Raw genomic sequence first — 17,232 nt, forward strand, 5'->3', positions numbered from 1 at the left:
AGAGGGTTAGTCGGCGCGGCGCGGGCCACGGCTCCAGTAGGCCATAAAACTGATGCACTCCGGCGACAGGCCGCGCTCACCAATCAGATAGCGGCGCAGTTGTTTAACGGCGCTGGACTCGGCAGCAACCCAGCCGTGAAAGCGTTTATCTCCGCTATCGGCACGGTCCCAGAGGATATCGCCCTCCTTCTCTTCATGCAGCTCACCGCGCACCAGCGCACTTTCCGGCAGCATCACCCGCTGCTGCACCGCCTGCAGCAACGCTTCACCATGAGAGGCACCGGTTTCTTCACGCGGAAGCCAGTGGATGTCGGCAAAGACATAGTGGCTGAGGTCAACGCAGTCGCCGCGTTTCGGCACTTCCAGGAACATCTGTAACTGTGGCGGGTTGCTCCAGCCAGCCAGTTGTTCAAGGATCGCTTTCGCCGCCGGGAGTGCCGTTTCATCTGCAACGACCAGCGCGCGCTCCACATCAGGGTGAGGGGCCCACTCGTAGCCACCGCTGCTAGTCGTGCAAGCGCGGTTCGGTGCCACCATTTGCAGCGCTGCACCTGGCTCAGCATTCAGCGCCCAGGCCGAAGCCGGGCCTTCGGTGCCGTGCATCACAAACTCGACTTCCACTTCCCCGGCGTCAGCATTGACGCGACGAAGGGTATAGGTACGGGCGATCGGGCGGATTTCCTGCGGCATCGAGCGTGCTGTCTCCCACCAGGTTTTTTCACCCTCATCGGTCAGCGTTGATGGCGTGCCGTTGAGGGAAGGAAACAGCAGTTTAATCCGCTGATCCGGCGCATCCATCTTCATCTGACGCACGTCATCACCCCTGAATACACAGCACAGCATCGAAGGAGAAAGTACCTGCTTACGCGCCAGCACTACATTAAATAAGCGACAACCCTGAACACTCGCCATCAATCCGCCTTGTAAACCTGAAAGCCGCGCACGTGTGATAACGCACATAAGGTCGGCAAGAATAGCAAAGCCAGATGATAATGAGAATGAGAATGAACCTTCTTTACATCGTGCACGGAATAACGGATTGATCCCGGCGCAAAAAGCCGTCAACGTAGCACTTTCCCTGTGGTAAATGCGGAGCACGCCGATGTCCCTGACTGTCCTGACGCAACTGGCCGATATTCCGGCCAGTCAGTGGGATGCCCTGGCCCCCAACTCTCAGCCTTTTTTACGTCATGCTTTTCTCTCCACCCTGGAAGAGAGCGGCGCGGTCAGCCGCGCTTCGGGCTGGCTGCCGCAGCATCTGCTGTGGATGGAAGAAGGAACCCCACGTGCGGCCATGCCCGGCTACGCGAAAAATCATTCGATGGGAGAATACGTTTTCGATCATGCCTGGGCAGAGGCCAGTGAACGGGCAGGGATCCCTTATTATCCTAAATGGCTGTCGGCGGTGCCGTTCAGCCCGGTCAGCGGCGCCCGGCTGCTGGGCAGCGATCGCCAGGCCGCACAGCTGCTACAGGCCTTACCTGCATTTCTGGCCGAACGGCAGCTCTTCAGCGGCCATATTAATTTCAGCGATGAGCGTATTCGCCAGGGATTGAAGCAGGATCCGCGCTGGCTACCACGCCTCGGCTGCCAGTATCACTGGCACAACCGGGGTTTTCGCGATTTCCAGGATTTTCTCGACCTCCTCACCTCGCGCAAGCGCAAACAGCTGCGCAAAGAGCGCGAGCTGGTTGCCAGCCAGGGCGTGGAGTTTGTCTGGTATCAGGGTGCAGAAGTGACGGAAGCGCAGTGGGATTTTGTGTACGCCTGTTACGCCAATACCTATCGCGTGCGCGGCCGTCAACCTTACCTGCCGCGCTTGTTCTTCAGCCTGTTGGCAGAGCGCATGCCGGAAGCGATTCGCGTAGTAATCGCCAGCCAGCACGGAGAGGCGGTAGCCATGGCGTTCAGTCTGGTGGATGGCAACACCTTCTACGGCCGCTACTGGGGCTGCCTGGAAGAGTTCAACCGCCTGCATTTTGAAACCTGCTTCTATCAGGGGATGGAGTACGCCATTGATCACGGGCTGCAGCGTTTTGATGCCGGTGCCCAGGGTGAACATAAGCTGATTCGTGGTTTCGAACCGGTGCTGACAGAGTCCTGGCATCTGCTGCGCCACGCCGGTCTGCATGATGCGGTCGCCGATTTCCTGCATCAGGAGCGTGACGGCGTGCGCAACTGGGCAGAGGAAGCCAAAGCCTCGCTACCGTGGCGACAGCCCGACGGGCATGACGATCATCCTTCGCCGACAAATCCACCGGTCTGGTGACGCCACAGGCGCGCGTACAGACCGCCTTTTGCCAGCAGTTCGCTGTGGCTGCCAATTTCGGCAATCCGCCCCTGCTCCAGCACCACCAGCCGATCCATACGGGCGATGGTCGATAGCCGGTGGGCAATAGCAATCACGGTTTTCTCTTCCATCAACGTCTCCAGGCTCTCCTGAATCGCTGCTTCCACTTCGGAATCCAGCGCAGAAGTGGCTTCGTCCATAATCAAAATGGGCGCATCCTTCAGCAGTACGCGGGCAATAGCAATACGCTGGCGCTGGCCACCGGACAGCTTCACACCGCGTTCACCCACCTGGGCATCCAGCCCGGTGCGGCCCTGTGGATCGGAGAGCAGGGGAATAAACTCATCGGCTTTCGCCTGATGAATAGCGCGCGTTAACGCCTCTTCGCTGGCATCTGGCCGACCGTATAGCAGGTTATCGCGAATCGAACGGTGCAGCAGCGAGGTATCCTGAGTGATCATCCCAATCTGTGCACGCAAGCTCTCCTGGGTGATATCGGCAATGTTCTGACCATCAATCAGGATGCGGCCGCCGTTCAGGTCATACAGCCGCAGCAGCAGATTCACCAGCGTGGATTTTCCCGCGCCGGAGGGGCCAATCAGCCCGATTTTTTCACCGGGCCGGATGGTCAGTTGCAGGTTATCAATCACCGTGCGTTCGCCGCCGTAGTTAAAGCGGATAGCCTCAAACTGGATTTCGCCCTGCTGCACCCGCAGCGCCGGAGCCTGGTCTTTATCACTGACTTTGACGGGCTGGGCAATGGTTTGCAGGCCATCCTGCACCATCCCGATATTTTCAAAGATGCCGTTCACCACCCACATGATCCAGCCAGACATGTTGACGATGCGGATCACCAGCCCGGTGGCCAGCGCGATCGCCCCAACGCTTAACAGTGACTGCGTCCACAGCCACAGCGCCAGCCCGGTGGTGCTGATAATCAGCAGCCCATTCAGCGTAGTGATCACCACATCCATGCCGGTGACCATACGTCCCTGGCTGCGGGTTTTTACCGTCTGGTCACCCATCGCCTCACGGGCATACTGACGCTCCAGATCGCTGTGGGCAAACAGCTTCAGGGTGGTGATATTGGTGTAGCCATCAACGATGCAGCCCATCAAACGCGAACGGGAATCGCTGGACGCCACCGAACGGGCTTTGACGCGCGGCACAAAGTAGCGCAGGCACAGCACGTAGCCGACAATCCAGATCAGCAGCGGGATGGTCAGCCGCCAGTCTGCTTCGGCAAACAGCACCAGTGTGGTGACGGCGTAAATCAGCACGTGCCACAGGGCATCGACCGCCTGCACCGCAGAGTCGCGCAGCGCGTTACCCGTCTGCATGATGCGCTGGGCGATACGCCCGGCGAAATCGTTCTGGAAGAAGTTCAGGCTCTGGCGCAGCACGTAGTTATGATGCTGCCAGCGGATCATGCTGGTCATGCCGGGATTGATGGTCTGGTGCACCAGCAGGTCGTGCAGGCCAATAAACAGTGGCCTGAAGATCAGCGCCACCACCACCATCCACAGCAGTTCGCTGCCGTGGTCGCTAAAGAAGGTGGCGGCAGGGCTGCTATTCACCAGGTCGATGATGCGGCTGAGATAGCGGAACAGCGCCACTTCGATCAGTGAGGCTACCAGTCCAATCACCAGTAACAGCGCGAAGCACGGCCACACCTGACGCAGATAGAACAGATAGAATGCCCAGAGGTTGTTAGGTGGCGTGTCAGCCGGGGCATCCCTGAAGATGTTGATCATCCTTTCAAAACGGCGATAAAGCATAAAGCAGGCTCATGTGTACGGCAGGATTGTTCAGCTTAGTGCATAACCGGGGTGAGGGTCGACCAGCTGCGGGGATTCCCCGGTGATAATCAGCGCAATAGCCCATGTTGCTGCTGTCTACCAACACCACCGTTTCCTGACCTGCCAGGGGAAAACCCTGCCTATTTAGTTCACCGGACGCGTGGTGCTGGAACCTTTGCACTCCTTTGCTCTGGATATCAATGCCGAAAAAATCCCTCTGTTTGATGCACAAAGCGCTACGCGGCTGGTTTAATGGTGTCATCAGGGCGAGGCATACCTTGCCTGTTTTTCTGCACACAAGGGATAACCGTGGAACGTCTGGATTGCGATCGAATGTTTGTGGCGGTGCTCGAACTGGGCAGCTTTGCCGCAGCGGCAGCCCGGCTGGGTACCAGCAGTGGCCAGGCCTCTAAACTGGTGTCAAAACTGGAAAAAGAGCTGGGCGTGCAACTGCTGAAACGCAGCACGCGCGCGCTGTCCCCCACCGAGGTTGGGCAGGCCTATTTTTCTCAGGTCAAACATCTGCTGGATGAATGGGATGCGCTGGATGCCTCGGTGCGCCACGCAGCGGGGAAACCCTCAGGACGCATCAAACTCAGCGCGCCCATCACGTTTGGTGCCAGCCAGCTGGCCCCGGCGCTGATCGCCTTTGCCCGCGAGTTTCCAGAAATTGAACTGGATGTCAGCTTCTCAGACCGTATCGTGAACATCGTCGATGAGGGATTTGACGTTGCCATCCGCATCGGAAAACTGAGCGACAGCAGCCTGATTGCCCGCCGCCTCAGCGATATGCGCGTGGTGATCGCCGCCAGCGATGACTATGTACGGCGGCACGGTATGCCAACGCATTCTCAGCAACTCGCCGATCATAACTGCATTATCGACACCAACTTCCGCGATCCTTATAACTGGCCATTTGGCAGCCAGGGTGAAACCGTCCCGGTGCGCGGCCGTCTGCGCTTTTCCAATGCTGAAGCCTGCCTGACGGCGGCGCTGAGCGGCTTGGGCATTGCCCGGCTGCCGACCTTCATTGCCGGGCCGGCCTTACGGGCAGGGACCATCCGGCCTCTGCTGAATGAGAGTGAAATTCCCCCGCTCGGTCTGTACGCCGTTTACCCCCCGGCTCGCCATCTGGCCCATAAGGTACGGGCGCTGATCGACTTCCTTGTCAGCCATTATGCCGGGAAGCCAGCGTGGGATCAGGGCTGGTGATTACTTCCAATATGGAAGCAATCATTGCGCGAATGGCCGGATAATCAGTGCGGAGGAATGCGTGTAGATTGTGTTTTATCACCCCTGACACTCACACGTTATAAGGCACCTCATCATGACTGATACCCGTACCGCCCCCTGGGCCGCGCTGATCCTGCGTCTTTCGCTTGGCATTCTGTTCCTGGCGCACGCTGGCCTGAAGTTTTTTGTTTTCACCCCGGCTGGCACCGCGAAATTCTTTGAGTCACTGGGGCTGCCCGGCGGGCTGGCTTACGTCACCATCGCCTGGGAAGTGCTGGGCGCTGTGGCACTGATTGTCGGCTACCGCCCACGCATTGCCGCACTGCTGCTGATCCCGGTACTGCTGGGTGCGATTGCGACTGTGCACGGTCCGGCCGGTTTCTGGTTCACCAACCCGAACGGCGGCTGGGAATACCCGGTATTCTGGGCAATCAGCCTGCTGGTACTGGCGTTGATCGGCGACGGTAAATACGCGCTGAAAGCCTCCCTCCCTGCTTCACGCCTGAACTGAGGATCGACTGATGCTGGTAAACGGTAAATGGACGGCAGAGTGGCACCCGGTACAGGCGACGGATGAAAAAGGCGGCTTTGTCCGGCAGACCTCCAGCTTCCGTCACTGGGTGACGGCGGATGGCAGCAGCGGCTTCCTCGCAGAGCCGGATCGCTACCATCTGTATGTGGCGCTGATCTGCCCGTGGGCTTCACGCACATTAATCGCGCGTAAGCTGAAAGGGCTGGAGAAGGCCATCAGCGTCTCCGTCGTTGAGCCACAGCTGACCGATGAAGGCTGGCACTTTGGCGACTTCCCGGGTGCCGACCGCGATACCCTGAACCACGCAGAATACCTGCATCAGCTGTATACCCGCGCCGACGACAGTTTCACCGGACGGGCAACGGTGCCGGTGCTGTGGGACAAGAAAACCGGCACCATCGTCAGTAATGAATCGGCGGATATCGTGCGCATGTTCAACAGTGGCTTTGGTGCGCTGGCAACACAGTCTGTCGATCTGTACCCTGAAGCCCTGCGGGCAGAGATAGACGCGCTGAACGCGGAGATCTATCCGCGACTGAACAACGGTGTTTATCGTGCCGGGTTTGCCACCACCGCCATCAGCTACCGCGAAGCCTTTAATGATGTCTTCGGCATGCTGGCTGAGCTCGAGATACGTCTGAGCAACAGTGGGCCTTATCTGTTTGATAATGTCCTGACCGAAGCCGATATTCGCCTGTTCGTGACGCTGATTCGCTTTGACGTTGCCTATCACGGTTTGTTTAAGTGCAACCTGCGTCAGCTTCGGGACTTCCCCGCGCTGGATGCTTACCTGCAACGTCTGCTGGCGCTTCCCGGCGTGCGTGAAACGGTTAGCATCGACCATATTAAGCAGGGTTATTACTCTATTAAGGCACTGAACCCGAACGGGATTGTGCCCGCCGGCCCAGACATGAGCGGCTACGGTTTTTAATCTGATTTACGAGGCGAACAATGTCGAAAGGATTAGTTATTTTACTGCACGGCGTTGGCAGCAGCGGCGATGATCTGGCAGGCCTGGGTGACCACTGGGCGCCCACACTGCCAGGCGTAAGCTTTGCCAGCCCCAATGCCGCGTACCACTTTGAACATGGCGCTGGCTGGCAGTGGTTTAGCCTGGCGGGTATCACGCCAGAAAACCGTCCTGCGAGGGTGGCAGCAGCGCGCGCTGCCTTTGACCAGACACTGCAGGCGATCCTCGATCGGCATCAGATGAGCGACAGCCTGGATAAGGTGGTGCTGGTCGGCTTCTCGCAGGGGTCGATTATGGCGCTGGATACGCTGGTGTCGGGCCGCTGGCCGATTGCGGGCATTGTCGCCTTTTCCGGCCGCCTGTCATCACCCGCCCCGTTCACTCCGGCACTGAATACCCCGGTGCTGGTGCTGCACGGTATGGCCGATGATGTTATCCCGGTGCAGGAAGGGCATTCTGCGGAGCAGCGTCTGCGCGCTCTGGGTGTGCAGGTCAGCAGCCAGTTTGAGCCGGGCATCGGGCACACCATTTCGGCCCAGGGCGCACAAAGAGCCGTTGAGTTTATTGCCGCACGCCTGGGGTGATCTCCGTAGGGGCCGGGCATGCCCGGCCCGATCTATTCCGCATAATCTTCAATCACCGGCGGCGGGGTAAGCGGCAGCGTTATGATAAAGCGTGCCCCCCCCTGCGGTCGGTTCTCCGCATGGATGGTGCCATCATGCAGGGTGACTATCGCCTGACAAATCGCCAGCCCCAGCCCGACACCCGGCACGGCCGACTCTTTGTTGCCCCGGGAAAACTTCTCAAAAATCAGCTGCTCCTGCCCACCGGCAATGCCCGGGCCGTCATCCCACACTTCGAGCATCAGTCGCTGCGCTGACGGCTGCGTGGCACGTATGCCGATGTTCGCCGCAGGGCCTGCATATTTCAGTGCATTTTCCAGTAGATTACTTAAAACTCGCTCCATCAGGGGACCATCGACATCCATCAGTAGCATTGGCGGCAGATCGAGCGCGATATTGCGCCCGGCCAGCAATACGGACAGCTGGCGCAACGTGCTGCCGACCAATTCATCCAGTGCCATCCATTCACGTTTCAGATGAAAGCCGCCAGACTGCAACCGTGCCATATCCAGCAGATTATTCACCAGCCTGATGGTGTTCAACGTCTGCTCTCGCATGGCACTGGCCTGCGGAGCATACGGTGAGTGCTCTGAAGCGAGGTCGAGCGTCAGAATTTCAGCCTGACCAAACAGCACCGTCAGCGGGGTGCGCAGGTCATGGGAAAGCGCGGACAACAGCGCATTACGCAGCTGTTCGCGCTCGGCCGCCAGCCTGGACACCGCTTCACGCTGGCTAAGATTCATACGTTCCAACGCGTTGGCGATCAGCACGGTGAACGTTTCGACCAATCGCTGCTGTTCGGGGATCATCAGCTGACGCAGGTTGAGAGGTTCAAGGATCAACAGGCCCAGCGTTTCACTGCCGCTTTTCAGCGGCAGCATCTGCCAGGGAACACCGGGCAGCGTATCGGTTCCGGCCCCTGCGGGCTGGCCTTTATCAAAGCTCCAGCGGGCAATTGCCCGGTCCGGTACGGCACTGAGATGGGCTTCCCCCACCGCGACCAGCTCGCCCTGTTCATCAGGAAGATAAAGCTCACTGCGGGCCTGCAAGGTGCTCTCTACGCTACGCTGGAGCGTGGCGGCAATATCACGCTGACTGAGCGCCCGACTAAGGGCTTTTGCCATCTCATACAAATGGTGCGCCCGCTGTTCGCGATAGCGCGCCACCCGTGCCTGATAGCGTACCCCGGCGGTCAGATTACCGACGATCACGCCGACCGCCAGCATCACGCCGAAGGTCACCAGGTACTGCACGTCCGACACCGCCATCGTGCCAGTGGGTGCCACAAACACTAAATCAAAGGCGACAATGTTCAGCAGTGTCGCCACCACCGACGGCCAGCGCCCGTAACGCAGCGCGACAATCACTACCGCCAGCAAATAGACCATCACCAGGTTAACCGAATCGACCGCCGGCAGCAGCCAGCGCCCGGCAACGGTCACCAGCGCACAGAGTAACAACGCGGCCGCGCAGCCGCGCAGTTGTGCATGCCATTTTCCTTCATTGCCGCCTCCGCCTGCGCGTGGAGTCAGTGGGCTGGCGGCATCTGGCGGCGGGTCATCCAGCGCGACGATCAGAATATCGAGATCCGGCCCCAGTTCGCCCAGACGGTCGGCAAAACGTTCGCGCCACCAGCGTCGGGTCGGACGGCGGCCGATAATAATTTTACCAAGGTTGTGCTCGCGAGCGTAACGCAGCACCGCACTGGCTTCGCTCGGGTCTGAAAGCGTGGCAGTTTCCGCGCCAAGCTCCTGCGCCAGTTGCAGCGTGCGTAGAATGCCGCGCCGCCGCGCTTCGGAGAGACGATGCAGACGCGGAGTTTCAACATAAACAGCGTGCCACACACTGTCGAGCCGGGCCGCTAACCGGGCAGCGCTGCGCACCAGCTTTTCACTGCCACTGTTATCACCAATGCACAGCAGAATAGCATCGCGCGTGTGCCAGACTTTTTCCCGTCCCTGGGTATCACGCCAGGCACGCATCTGGTCATCGACGCGATCGGCGGTGCGCCGCAGCGCCAGCTCGCGCAGAGCGATCAGGTTACCTTTACGGAAGAAGTTTTCGATGGCGCGTTCGGCACCCTCACCGATATAGACCTTGCCCTCTTTCAAACGCTGACGCAGGTCATCCGGCGGCAGGTCCACCAGCACCACATCATCGGCAGCATCGAAAAACGGATCAGGCACAGTTTCACGTACGCGGATGCCGGTCACGCCACCGACCACATCGTTCAGGCTTTCCAGATGCTGAACGTTGACCGTAGTGATCACGTCAATACCGGCATCCAATAGCTCTTCAATATCCTGCCAGCGTTTCGGGTGGCGTGAGCCACGGGCGTTGCTGTGCGCCAGTTCGTCCATCAGAATCACTGCCGGATGGCTGGCCAGCGCTGCATCAAGGTCAAATTCGGGGTGGCGATGCTGCCCGGTGGCCCGTCGCGGCAGTAGGGTCAGTCCGGCCAGCAACGCAGCCGTTTCCGGGCGGTTATGGGTTTCCACCACGCCCACCAGCACCTCCAACCCCTGCCCACGCAGACGGCGGGCCTCCTGGAGCATCGCCCACGTTTTTCCCACACCAGCGCAGGCACCAAAGTAAATTTTCAGCTTACCGCGATGGCTTTCTGCCGCCAGGCGCAGCAGTGCATCCGGGTCAGGACGCTGGAGTTCGTCGTTCATCCGATTCCTTAATGTTGCAATGCATCCAGTGCCAGGTTCAGCGTCAGCACATTAACGCCGGGTTCCCCGATAAACGCTGGACGCGGCGTTACCGTATTATCGGCAATGAGCCGTTCAACCGTTTCCAGTGGAAGCTGGCGTGCCTGCGCTACGCGTGCTGCCTGCCAGTGCGCTGCCGCAGGTGAAATCTGCGGGTCCAGCCCGCTGCCGCTGGCAGTGACCAGATCGACCGGCACCTGATGGCTGGCCTGCGGGTTCGCCGCACGCAGTGCCGCCACGCGTTCAGTAATGGCCTGGTCCAGCGCCGGGTTACTGCCCGCCAGATTGCTGCCAGAAGAGGCCAGGGGATTATACGCCGCATCGCCCGTGGCCGATGGCCGCCCCTGGAAATACTCAGCACGCGTAAAATTCTGACCGATAAGGGCCGAACCGCGCACGGCGCCCTCCTGACGTAACAGAGAACCATTAGCCTGCTGTGGGAACCACCACTGCGCCAGCCCGGTGGTTAACAGAGGATAGAGCAGCCCAGTGATCAGCGTCAGTAATATCAGTAAAAACAGAGCGGGACGTAATTGGCTCATCATATTTTCCTTATGCCATACCCAGCAGGGTCAGTAACATATCAATCAGTTTAATCCCGGCGAACGGCACCAGCAGACCGCCGACTCCATACAACCACAGGTTACGACGCAGTAGCGCGGCCGCACTCAGTGGGCGATAGCTCACCCCTTTCAACGCCAGCGGGATCAGAAACACAATCACCAGCGCGTTAAAGATCACCGCCGACAGAATGGCGGAGTTAGGCGAGTGCAGCTGCATCACGTTCAGCATATTGAGCTGCGGCAGCGTGGCAGCAAATGCGGCCGGGATAATGGCAAAATACTTCGCCACATCGTTAGCGATACTGAATGTGGTCAGGGAACCGCGCGTCATCAGCATCTGTTTCCCGATATGCACCACTTCGAGCAGTTTGGTCGGGTTGGAGTCGAGATCCACCATGTTACCCGCCTCTTTTGCCGCCTGGGTACCGGAGTTCATGGCCACCGCCACATCAGCCTGCGCCAGCGCCGGGGCGTCGTTGGTGCCATCACCGGTCATCGCCACCAGCCGCCCTTCGGCCTGATACTGGCGGATGAGTGCAAGCTTGGCTTCCGGGGTCGCTTCTGACAGGAAATCATCCACGCCAGCCTCGGCGGCGATCGCGGCAGCGGTCAGCGGGTTATCCCCGGTGATCATCACCGTTTTAATACCCATTTTGCGCAGCTCGGCGAAGCGCTCTTTAATGCCGCCCTTCACAATATCTTTCAGCTCCACCACGCCCAGCACCGTCACGCCATCGCACACGACCAGCGGCGTTCCACCCGCACGCGCCACCTGCTCCACCAGGCCGTTAACCTCTGGCGGGAACTGGCCGCCGTTGCTGTCGATATAGCGGCGCACCGCATCCACCGCCCCTTTGCGGACCGTACGCTGCTGCACGTTTACCCCGCTCATGCGCGTCTGCGCCGAGAACGGAATAAAAGTGGCATCCAGGCTTTTCAGGTCGCGTTCGCGCAGATTAAATTTCTGCTTCGCCAGCACGACAATACTGCGCCCTTCCGGCGTTTCATCGGCCAGTGAGGCCAGCTGTGCCGCATCGGCAAGTTGCTGTTCACTGATGCCCGCGGCTGGCAGGAATTGCGTTGCCTGGCGATTACCCAGCGTGATGGTGCCGGTTTTATCCAGCAGCAATACATCAACATCCCCCGCCGCTTCCACCGCACGTCCACTGGTGGCAATCACGTTGGCCCCCAGCATACGGCTCATGCCCGCCACGCCAATCGCCGACAGCAGGCCGCCAATCGTCGTGGGGATCAGACACACCAGCAGCGCCACCAGCACTGTGAGGCTCACTGGCGTCCCTGCCCAGGCGGTGAATGGCCAGAGCGTGGCGGTGGCCAGCACAAACACGATGGTCAGCGCCACCAGCAGAATAGTCAGGGCTATCTCATTCGGCGTTTTACGCCGTTTCGCCCCTTCCACCATCGCGATCATCCGGTCGAGGAAGGTTTCCCCCGGGTTGACGCTGCACTGCACCACCAGCCAGTCGGAGAGAATCCGTGTACCGCCGGTGACGGATGAGAAGTCACCGCCAGATTCGCGGATGACGGGGGCCGATTCGCCGGTGATGGCGCTTTCATCCACCGATGCGCCACCCACCAGCACCTCCCCGTCACAGGGGATCATATCGCCCGCTTCCACCAGTACCCAGTCACCTTTGCGCAACGAATCAGCCGCCACTGACTGATGGCTGGCGCCGTATTCAGGCTCTGCGAGTTTTTTGGCAAAGCTGGTTTTAGTGATACCTTTCAGGCTGTTGGCCTGCGCTTTACTGCGCCCTTCGGCCAGCGCTTCCGCCATATTGGCAAACAACACGGTAAACCACAGCCAGACGGCGATAGCGGCAGTAAAGCCTGTTTCACCCGGGGTTTTACCGGCAGCCATTGCGATGGCCAGCAGCGTGGTCAGCACACTGCCCAGCCACACCACAAACATCACCGGGTTACGCACCTGAATGCGTGGGTCCAGTTTTTTTAACGCATCGAGCAGCGCGACACGCATCAGCGCCCCATCAAATAGCGCCTGTTGATTACGACTCATGTCTCTTCTCCGCCCGTTAACGACCGATCATTTGCAGATGTTCCGCCACCGGCCCTAAGGCCAGCGCCGGGATAAAGGTCAGCGCGCCGACCAGCAGCACGGTGCCTGCCAGCAGGGCAATAAACAGCGCCCCGTGAGTCGGCAACGTGCCCTGGCCCGCAGGCTGAACCTTTTTCAGCGCCAGAGAACCGGCGATCGCCAGTACAGGAATAATGATGCCAAAGCGGCCCACCAGCATGCAGAACGCCAACAGCAGATTCCAGAACGGCGTGTTCGCACTCAGTCCGGCAAAGGCGCTACCGTTGTTATTGGCCGCCGAGGAGACGGCATACAGCACTTCCGAGAAGCCATGTATGCCGGGATTCAACATGCCGCTGCGCCCAGCCTCAGTCATCATCGCCAGCGCCGTGCCCAGCAGCACCAGGCTCGGTGTCACCAGGATCGCCAGTGCGGTCATTTTCATTTCCCATACGTCGATTTTCTTGCCGAGATACTCCGGGGAACGACCAATCATCAGCCCGGCGATAAATACGGCCAGCAGCACAAACAGCAGCATGCCGTACAGCCCGGCACCCACGCCGCCGAAGACCACTTCGCCGATTTGCATCAGCCACATCGGCACCATGCCGCCCAGTGCGGTAAACGAATCGTGCATGGCGTTGACGGCACCGCAGGAGGCTGCAGTGGTAATCACCGCAAACAGGCTGGAATTGAGGATGCCAAAGCGCGTCTCTTTGCCTTCCATATTAATAGCGCTGTCAGCACCGAGCGTGAGGAAGTGTGGATTGCCATTGAGCTCGGCCCACATCACCACCGCCACCGCCAGGATAAACATCAGCGACATCGTCCACAGCAGCACATGTCCCTGACGGGCATCGCGCACCACCTCACCGAAGGCAAAGCACAACCCTGCCGGGATCAGGAAGATCGCCAGCATCTGGACAAAATTGCTGTATACCGTAGGGTTTTCAAACGGATGAGCAGAGTTGGCGTTGAAGAAACCACCGCCGTTGGTACCAATCATTTTGATCGCTTCCTGCGAAGCGACGGGCCCCATCGGCAGCGTCTGCTTTACGCCTTCCAGCGTGGTCAGGCTTAGATAACTGTCGACGTTTTGCAACACCCCCTGGCTGACGAGGAACAATGCCATCAATAGCGACAACGGCAGCAGGACATACAGCGTAATGCGGGTAATATCGCGCCAGGCATTACCCAGGTCCCCCAATGCGCGACGAGCAAATCCGCGCATCAGCGCGAACGCCACCGCGATACCGGTGGCAGCCGAGAGGAAGTTCTGAACGGTCAGCCCGACCATCTGACTGAAATAGCTCAGGGTGCTTTCCCCGGCATACGCCTGCCAGTTAGTGTTGGTGACAAAACTGACGGCGGTGTTGAGCGCCAGATGCCAGCTCAGGTCCGGCAGATGCTGAGGGTTCAACGGCAGGCTGGCCTGGTTCGCCAGCATGACAAACAGCAGCAGTAAGCCACAGGCGTTGAACAGCAGGATCGCCCACAGATAGCGCTGCCAGCTCATACCTTCATGCGCCACACCGCTAAAACGCCACAGGACCCGCTCCGCGCCAGCCAATCCGGGTAGCGGACGGTCATCCACCAGACGTGCTAACCCTTTCCCAAGCGGACGGGCCAGCAGCATCAGCAACGCCATATAACTGGCAATCAGTAAAAAAGCAGGTGCGGCCATTAGAATTCCTCCGCATGGATTAGGGCATAGACCAGGTAGCCCAGCAGCAAACAGACCAGCACAATGCCCGTAATAACAGTGACGCTCACAACACACCTCCAAAGGCGTTTTTCAGTAACGCTATTGTTGCGAGTGGCGTGCAAAGTTGATGTAAAAATGCAGGTATGGGGTGTAAAGAAAGTATAAAAATGGGCGGAAAACAGGAGAATCAATGATGGCGGCGACAGAGAATTACCCTGCCGCGCTGATGATGACGGAATAACGTCTCAGTCAGTTCTTGAGCTATCGCTCCGTCAGGATTTTATCACCACCTCTTTAATCTGTGATTTTGGCGTGATCCCCCCGCAACCAGCCATACCGCGGCGATGATCACCAATCCTCCGGCGATAAATCCTTTTGAGAGAGTTTCTCCCAGGAACAGATAACCCCATAGAATGCCAAAGGGCGGAATAAGGAAAGTCACCGTCAGCGTTCTTAGCGGGCCAATATCGGCAATCAGACGAAAGAACAGAATATAAGCCCAGGCGGTACAGATCAGCCCCAGTGCCAGCACACACAGCCATACGCCGGGATGGTTCCACTGCACGACAGGCTGGACAATCAGCGAACCGATAAACACCGGAAGCAGAAAGAGAGTGGCACCAATCTGGCTGCCCAGCGCAACCAGTCGGGCATCCAGCCCCCCTCGATCGCCAATCCACTTTTTAGTCAGAAATCCGGCGCTGGCGTAGCAAGCCGTTGCCACCAGACACGCGGCAATGCCCAGCAGCACATCCTGTGCCAGTGCCAGACTGCCGGTGGTGGTCAGCAGCACAATTCCCGCCAGGCCCAACACCACCCCAACCATTTTTCTCAGCGTAAAGGTTTCACTGAAACAGAGACCACCAATGAGCACCCCCATTAGCGGTGTGGTGGCATTGAGGATCGCCGAATAACCCGCAGGCAGCCATTTTGCCGCCAGGCAGTACATCACAAAAGGTACAGCAGAGTTGATCACCCCCAGTAACATCGCTGGCAACGCTTTACCATGAAAGGCCATATTGGTCCGTAGTATCAGCAACAGCGCTATCAGGCCAACACAGCCAAACAGCACGCGTAAAAACGCGGTATTCAGCGAACCAAAATAGGGAGTGGCAACGCGCATGAACAAAAAACTGGCCCCCCAGATCGCCGCAAGTAAAATTAAACGCCCGATATCCCCTTGCTTCACAACACGCTCCTGATGACGGGTTATTGACACTCATCGATGACACACCGACTGTAATGACTTTCCTTTATAGATCGCAGCATAAATAAAAAGCAACTTGTCTTCTGATGATTAACCCCCGGGCTCGCTAAGAAATAGCATGATTCAATTAAGAGAGATCAGAAAAGGAAATTGTACGTTTCCATGAAAAACATCGCATACACAATAAAAACAGAAGAAAACTCTAAATAAATGAAATTATCATCGAATGACAAATAAATCTTATCTTTAAAGGTATGCTAAGGAAAACAATCAATCCGTGACATGGACAGTCAGATTATCATGAAAATTTTAATTGAAAGTGAAAATGTTTTTTTTAAAAAGGGACTAGCGTCGTTGATTGAAAAATCAGTACTGGAGATCGGAATAAACGACTTTGCGTTTATTACTGACGATGATAGCACAGCGAAGAGCGAGATAATAAATATTATACTCAGAGATTCATCCATAAGTATAAACTTATTCAAGAACAAAAAAAATATCAATACTCCCTATCCCAACCAAGAAAAATCGACTTTGCACATTCCTTTTATTTGTAAAAATAAAAAAATGTCTGATATAAAGAGGATAATTGAAAAAATTATTTTCATTGCAAGCATGGATGGCAATGATTTTATAAATGATGATTTTTACAGAGTTACAGGATTAAAAAAACATGAACAACTATCTCTAACCGAGACTAAAATCATGTTATTAATAGGTAGAGGAAACAATCTAAACAACATATCAAAACAGATAAATCGCTCTGAGAGAACGATTAACGTTCACTTTAGAAATGCATCGAGAAAAATGAAACTTAGCAAAAAAACTGACTTTTACAATTATGCAAAATTTATAGCAACCTGTCGACGAAACGAAAGAAAAACACTGTGTTTATAAAACGACTGACTGATTGAAACTAAATTTAAAGAGGAGGTTTATTTTATTAAAACCTCCTCAGCAACGCGAAAAGTCAAAGACTGAAATGGAGTTCAGACATCTGATAAGCGTTATTTACCCTGCAGAGGTTTAGTTTTTGGTGCAAATGAATTCATCACCTGAACATAATGCTTACGCTGAAACTCAGTGAAATCCTGATCGGCGACAAGAGTAAAAACTATCAACATATTATTTCTCGGATTGTAGTCCGGATGCTTAGGAAGTTGCGCATAAGACTGAACCTGACGGACAAAGTTGCCATTTTCAAGATAGCGATGGGCGACCTGAACTACGGGTATTTTTTCAGGACCAATTTTATTTTCTAGCTGTTTACCTTCACTCTTGAAGCCTGGAAGAGTATTTTGCATCGTCTGCATCTGTTTCTCGCAAAAAGTCACCACCGTCTGGCCTTCCGCCATCATGACCCGATTGATTATTATATTATACTCTTGATTTTCAGGATCACGAAAACGCATTACGTTAACCGTGACATCAACAACAGGAATATCAGTGAGGAAACTGCCCTCTAACGTTTGATAAGTAATCATTTGATAACTCGCTTGTTAAATAATAAAAAATGTGATGTTTTTTGTTAAAAAAGAAA

Annotated in this window: 15 protein-coding genes; 6 read left to right on the top strand and 9 right to left on the bottom strand. The window is 56.7% G+C overall.

Annotation, left to right across the window (positions count from 1 at the left end):
- Positions 1-6: 6 nt before the first annotated feature.
- The gene (locus tag WH279_RS01210) at positions 7-915 is read right to left on the bottom strand and encodes a siderophore-interacting protein (protein WP_339454741.1); all 909 of its coding nucleotides are present in this window, start codon (positions 913-915) and stop codon (positions 7-9) included.
- A gap of 187 nt (positions 916-1,102) precedes the next feature.
- On the opposite strand from WH279_RS01210, the gene WH279_RS01215 reads away from it, so the two are divergent.
- Complete coding sequence (locus WH279_RS01215) at positions 1,103-2,269, top strand: GNAT family N-acetyltransferase (RefSeq protein ID WP_339454742.1); 1,167 nt, start codon at positions 1,103-1,105, stop codon at positions 2,267-2,269.
- Here WH279_RS01215 and WH279_RS01220 read toward each other — a convergent pair.
- Positions 2,236-4,068 carry an ABC transporter ATP-binding protein gene (locus WH279_RS01220; RefSeq protein ID WP_339454743.1) on the bottom strand — a complete coding sequence of 611 codons (1,833 nt, stop codon included), beginning with the start codon at positions 4,066-4,068 and terminating at the stop codon, positions 2,236-2,238. The genes WH279_RS01215 and WH279_RS01220 overlap by 34 nt on opposite strands.
- Before the next feature lie 330 nt (positions 4,069-4,398).
- On the opposite strand from WH279_RS01220, the gene WH279_RS01225 reads away from it, so the two are divergent.
- From WH279_RS01225 to WH279_RS01240, 4 genes are all read left to right on the top strand, one after another.
- The gene (locus WH279_RS01225; RefSeq protein WP_339454744.1) at positions 4,399-5,301 is read left to right on the top strand and encodes a LysR family transcriptional regulator; all 903 of its coding nucleotides are present in this window, start codon (positions 4,399-4,401) and stop codon (positions 5,299-5,301) included.
- Between the two features lie 115 nt (positions 5,302-5,416).
- Positions 5,417-5,833: a DoxX family protein gene (locus tag WH279_RS01230; protein ID WP_200642536.1), complete on the top strand. Its 417-nt coding sequence runs from the start codon at positions 5,417-5,419 to the stop codon at positions 5,831-5,833.
- Between the two features lie 10 nt (positions 5,834-5,843).
- Positions 5,844-6,785, top strand: a complete 942-nt coding sequence (locus WH279_RS01235; protein ID WP_339454745.1) for a glutathione S-transferase family protein — start codon at positions 5,844-5,846, stop codon at positions 6,783-6,785.
- A 20-nt stretch (positions 6,786-6,805) separates the two neighbouring features.
- Positions 6,806-7,408 (top strand): alpha/beta hydrolase, encoded by a 603-nt coding sequence (locus WH279_RS01240; protein WP_339454746.1) that lies wholly within the window; start codon positions 6,806-6,808, stop codon positions 7,406-7,408.
- 32 nt (positions 7,409-7,440) lie between these two features.
- Here the strand turns inward: WH279_RS01240 and kdpD are convergent, their stop codons facing one another.
- The 6 genes from kdpD to WH279_RS01270 form a co-directional block, all read right to left on the bottom strand.
- Positions 7,441-10,122, bottom strand: a complete 2,682-nt coding sequence (gene kdpD / locus WH279_RS01245) for a two-component system sensor histidine kinase KdpD (RefSeq protein WP_339454747.1) — start codon at positions 10,120-10,122, stop codon at positions 7,441-7,443.
- Positions 10,123-10,130: 8 nt separating this feature from the next.
- A complete protein-coding gene (kdpC, locus tag WH279_RS01250; RefSeq protein WP_200642532.1) occupies positions 10,131-10,703 on the bottom strand; it encodes a potassium-transporting ATPase subunit KdpC in 573 nt (190 codons plus the stop codon).
- A 10-nt stretch (positions 10,704-10,713) separates the two neighbouring features.
- Positions 10,714-12,762: a potassium-transporting ATPase subunit KdpB gene (kdpB, locus tag WH279_RS01255; RefSeq protein WP_159337710.1), complete on the bottom strand. Its 2,049-nt coding sequence runs from the start codon at positions 12,760-12,762 to the stop codon at positions 10,714-10,716.
- Between the two features lie 16 nt (positions 12,763-12,778).
- The gene (gene kdpA, locus WH279_RS01260) at positions 12,779-14,464 is read right to left on the bottom strand and encodes a potassium-transporting ATPase subunit KdpA (protein ID WP_339454748.1); all 1,686 of its coding nucleotides are present in this window, start codon (positions 14,462-14,464) and stop codon (positions 12,779-12,781) included.
- Entirely contained in the window at positions 14,464-14,553 is a 90-nt protein-coding gene (gene kdpF / locus WH279_RS01265) for a K(+)-transporting ATPase subunit F (protein ID WP_200642529.1), read from the bottom strand. The genes kdpA and kdpF overlap by 1 nt, the downstream gene beginning before the upstream one ends.
- 215 nt (positions 14,554-14,768) lie before the next feature.
- A complete protein-coding gene (locus tag WH279_RS01270) occupies positions 14,769-15,674 on the bottom strand; it encodes a DMT family transporter (RefSeq protein WP_339454749.1) in 906 nt (301 codons plus the stop codon).
- Positions 15,675-15,992: 318 nt separating this feature from the next.
- Between WH279_RS01270 and WH279_RS01275 the strand changes: the two genes are divergently transcribed.
- Positions 15,993-16,589, top strand: a complete 597-nt coding sequence (locus tag WH279_RS01275; RefSeq protein ID WP_339454750.1) for a LuxR C-terminal-related transcriptional regulator — start codon at positions 15,993-15,995, stop codon at positions 16,587-16,589.
- Positions 16,590-16,699: 110 nt separating this feature from the next.
- On the opposite strand, the gene WH279_RS01280 is transcribed toward WH279_RS01275, so the two are convergent.
- Entirely contained in the window at positions 16,700-17,176 is a 477-nt protein-coding gene (locus WH279_RS01280) for a DcrB-related protein (RefSeq protein WP_339454751.1), read from the bottom strand.
- Between the last annotated feature and the right edge of the window lie 56 nt (positions 17,177-17,232).

The sequence above is a fragment of the Erwinia sp. MYb375 genome (assembly GCF_037479175.1).
Classification (GTDB): domain Bacteria; phylum Pseudomonadota; class Gammaproteobacteria; order Enterobacterales; family Enterobacteriaceae; genus Erwinia; species Erwinia rhapontici.

Bases quoted from the DNA above. Each gene is read 5' to 3' on its own strand.
- kdpD (WP_339454747.1), bottom strand. From the start codon at position 10,122: ATGAACGACGAACTCCAGCGTCCTGACCCGGATGCACTGCTGCGCCTG.
- kdpA (WP_339454748.1), bottom strand. From the start codon at position 14,464: ATGGCCGCACCTGCTTTTTTACTGATTGCCAGTTATATGGCGTTGCTG.
- WH279_RS01235 (WP_339454745.1), top strand. From the start codon at position 5,844: ATGCTGGTAAACGGTAAATGGACGGCAGAGTGGCACCCGGTACAGGCG.
- WH279_RS01215 (WP_339454742.1), top strand. From the start codon at position 1,103: ATGTCCCTGACTGTCCTGACGCAACTGGCCGATATTCCGGCCAGTCAG.
- WH279_RS01220 (WP_339454743.1), bottom strand. From the start codon at position 4,068: ATGCTTTATCGCCGTTTTGAAAGGATGATCAACATCTTCAGGGATGCC.
- WH279_RS01275 (WP_339454750.1), top strand. From the start codon at position 15,993: ATGAAAATTTTAATTGAAAGTGAAAATGTTTTTTTTAAAAAGGGACTA.
- WH279_RS01280 (WP_339454751.1), bottom strand. From the start codon at position 17,176: ATGATTACTTATCAAACGTTAGAGGGCAGTTTCCTCACTGATATTCCT.
- kdpB (WP_159337710.1), bottom strand. From the start codon at position 12,762: ATGAGTCGTAATCAACAGGCGCTATTTGATGGGGCGCTGATGCGTGTC.
- WH279_RS01230 (WP_200642536.1), top strand. From the start codon at position 5,417: ATGACTGATACCCGTACCGCCCCCTGGGCCGCGCTGATCCTGCGTCTT.
- WH279_RS01240 (WP_339454746.1), top strand. From the start codon at position 6,806: ATGTCGAAAGGATTAGTTATTTTACTGCACGGCGTTGGCAGCAGCGGC.
- kdpC (WP_200642532.1), bottom strand. From the start codon at position 10,703: ATGAGCCAATTACGTCCCGCTCTGTTTTTACTGATATTACTGACGCTG.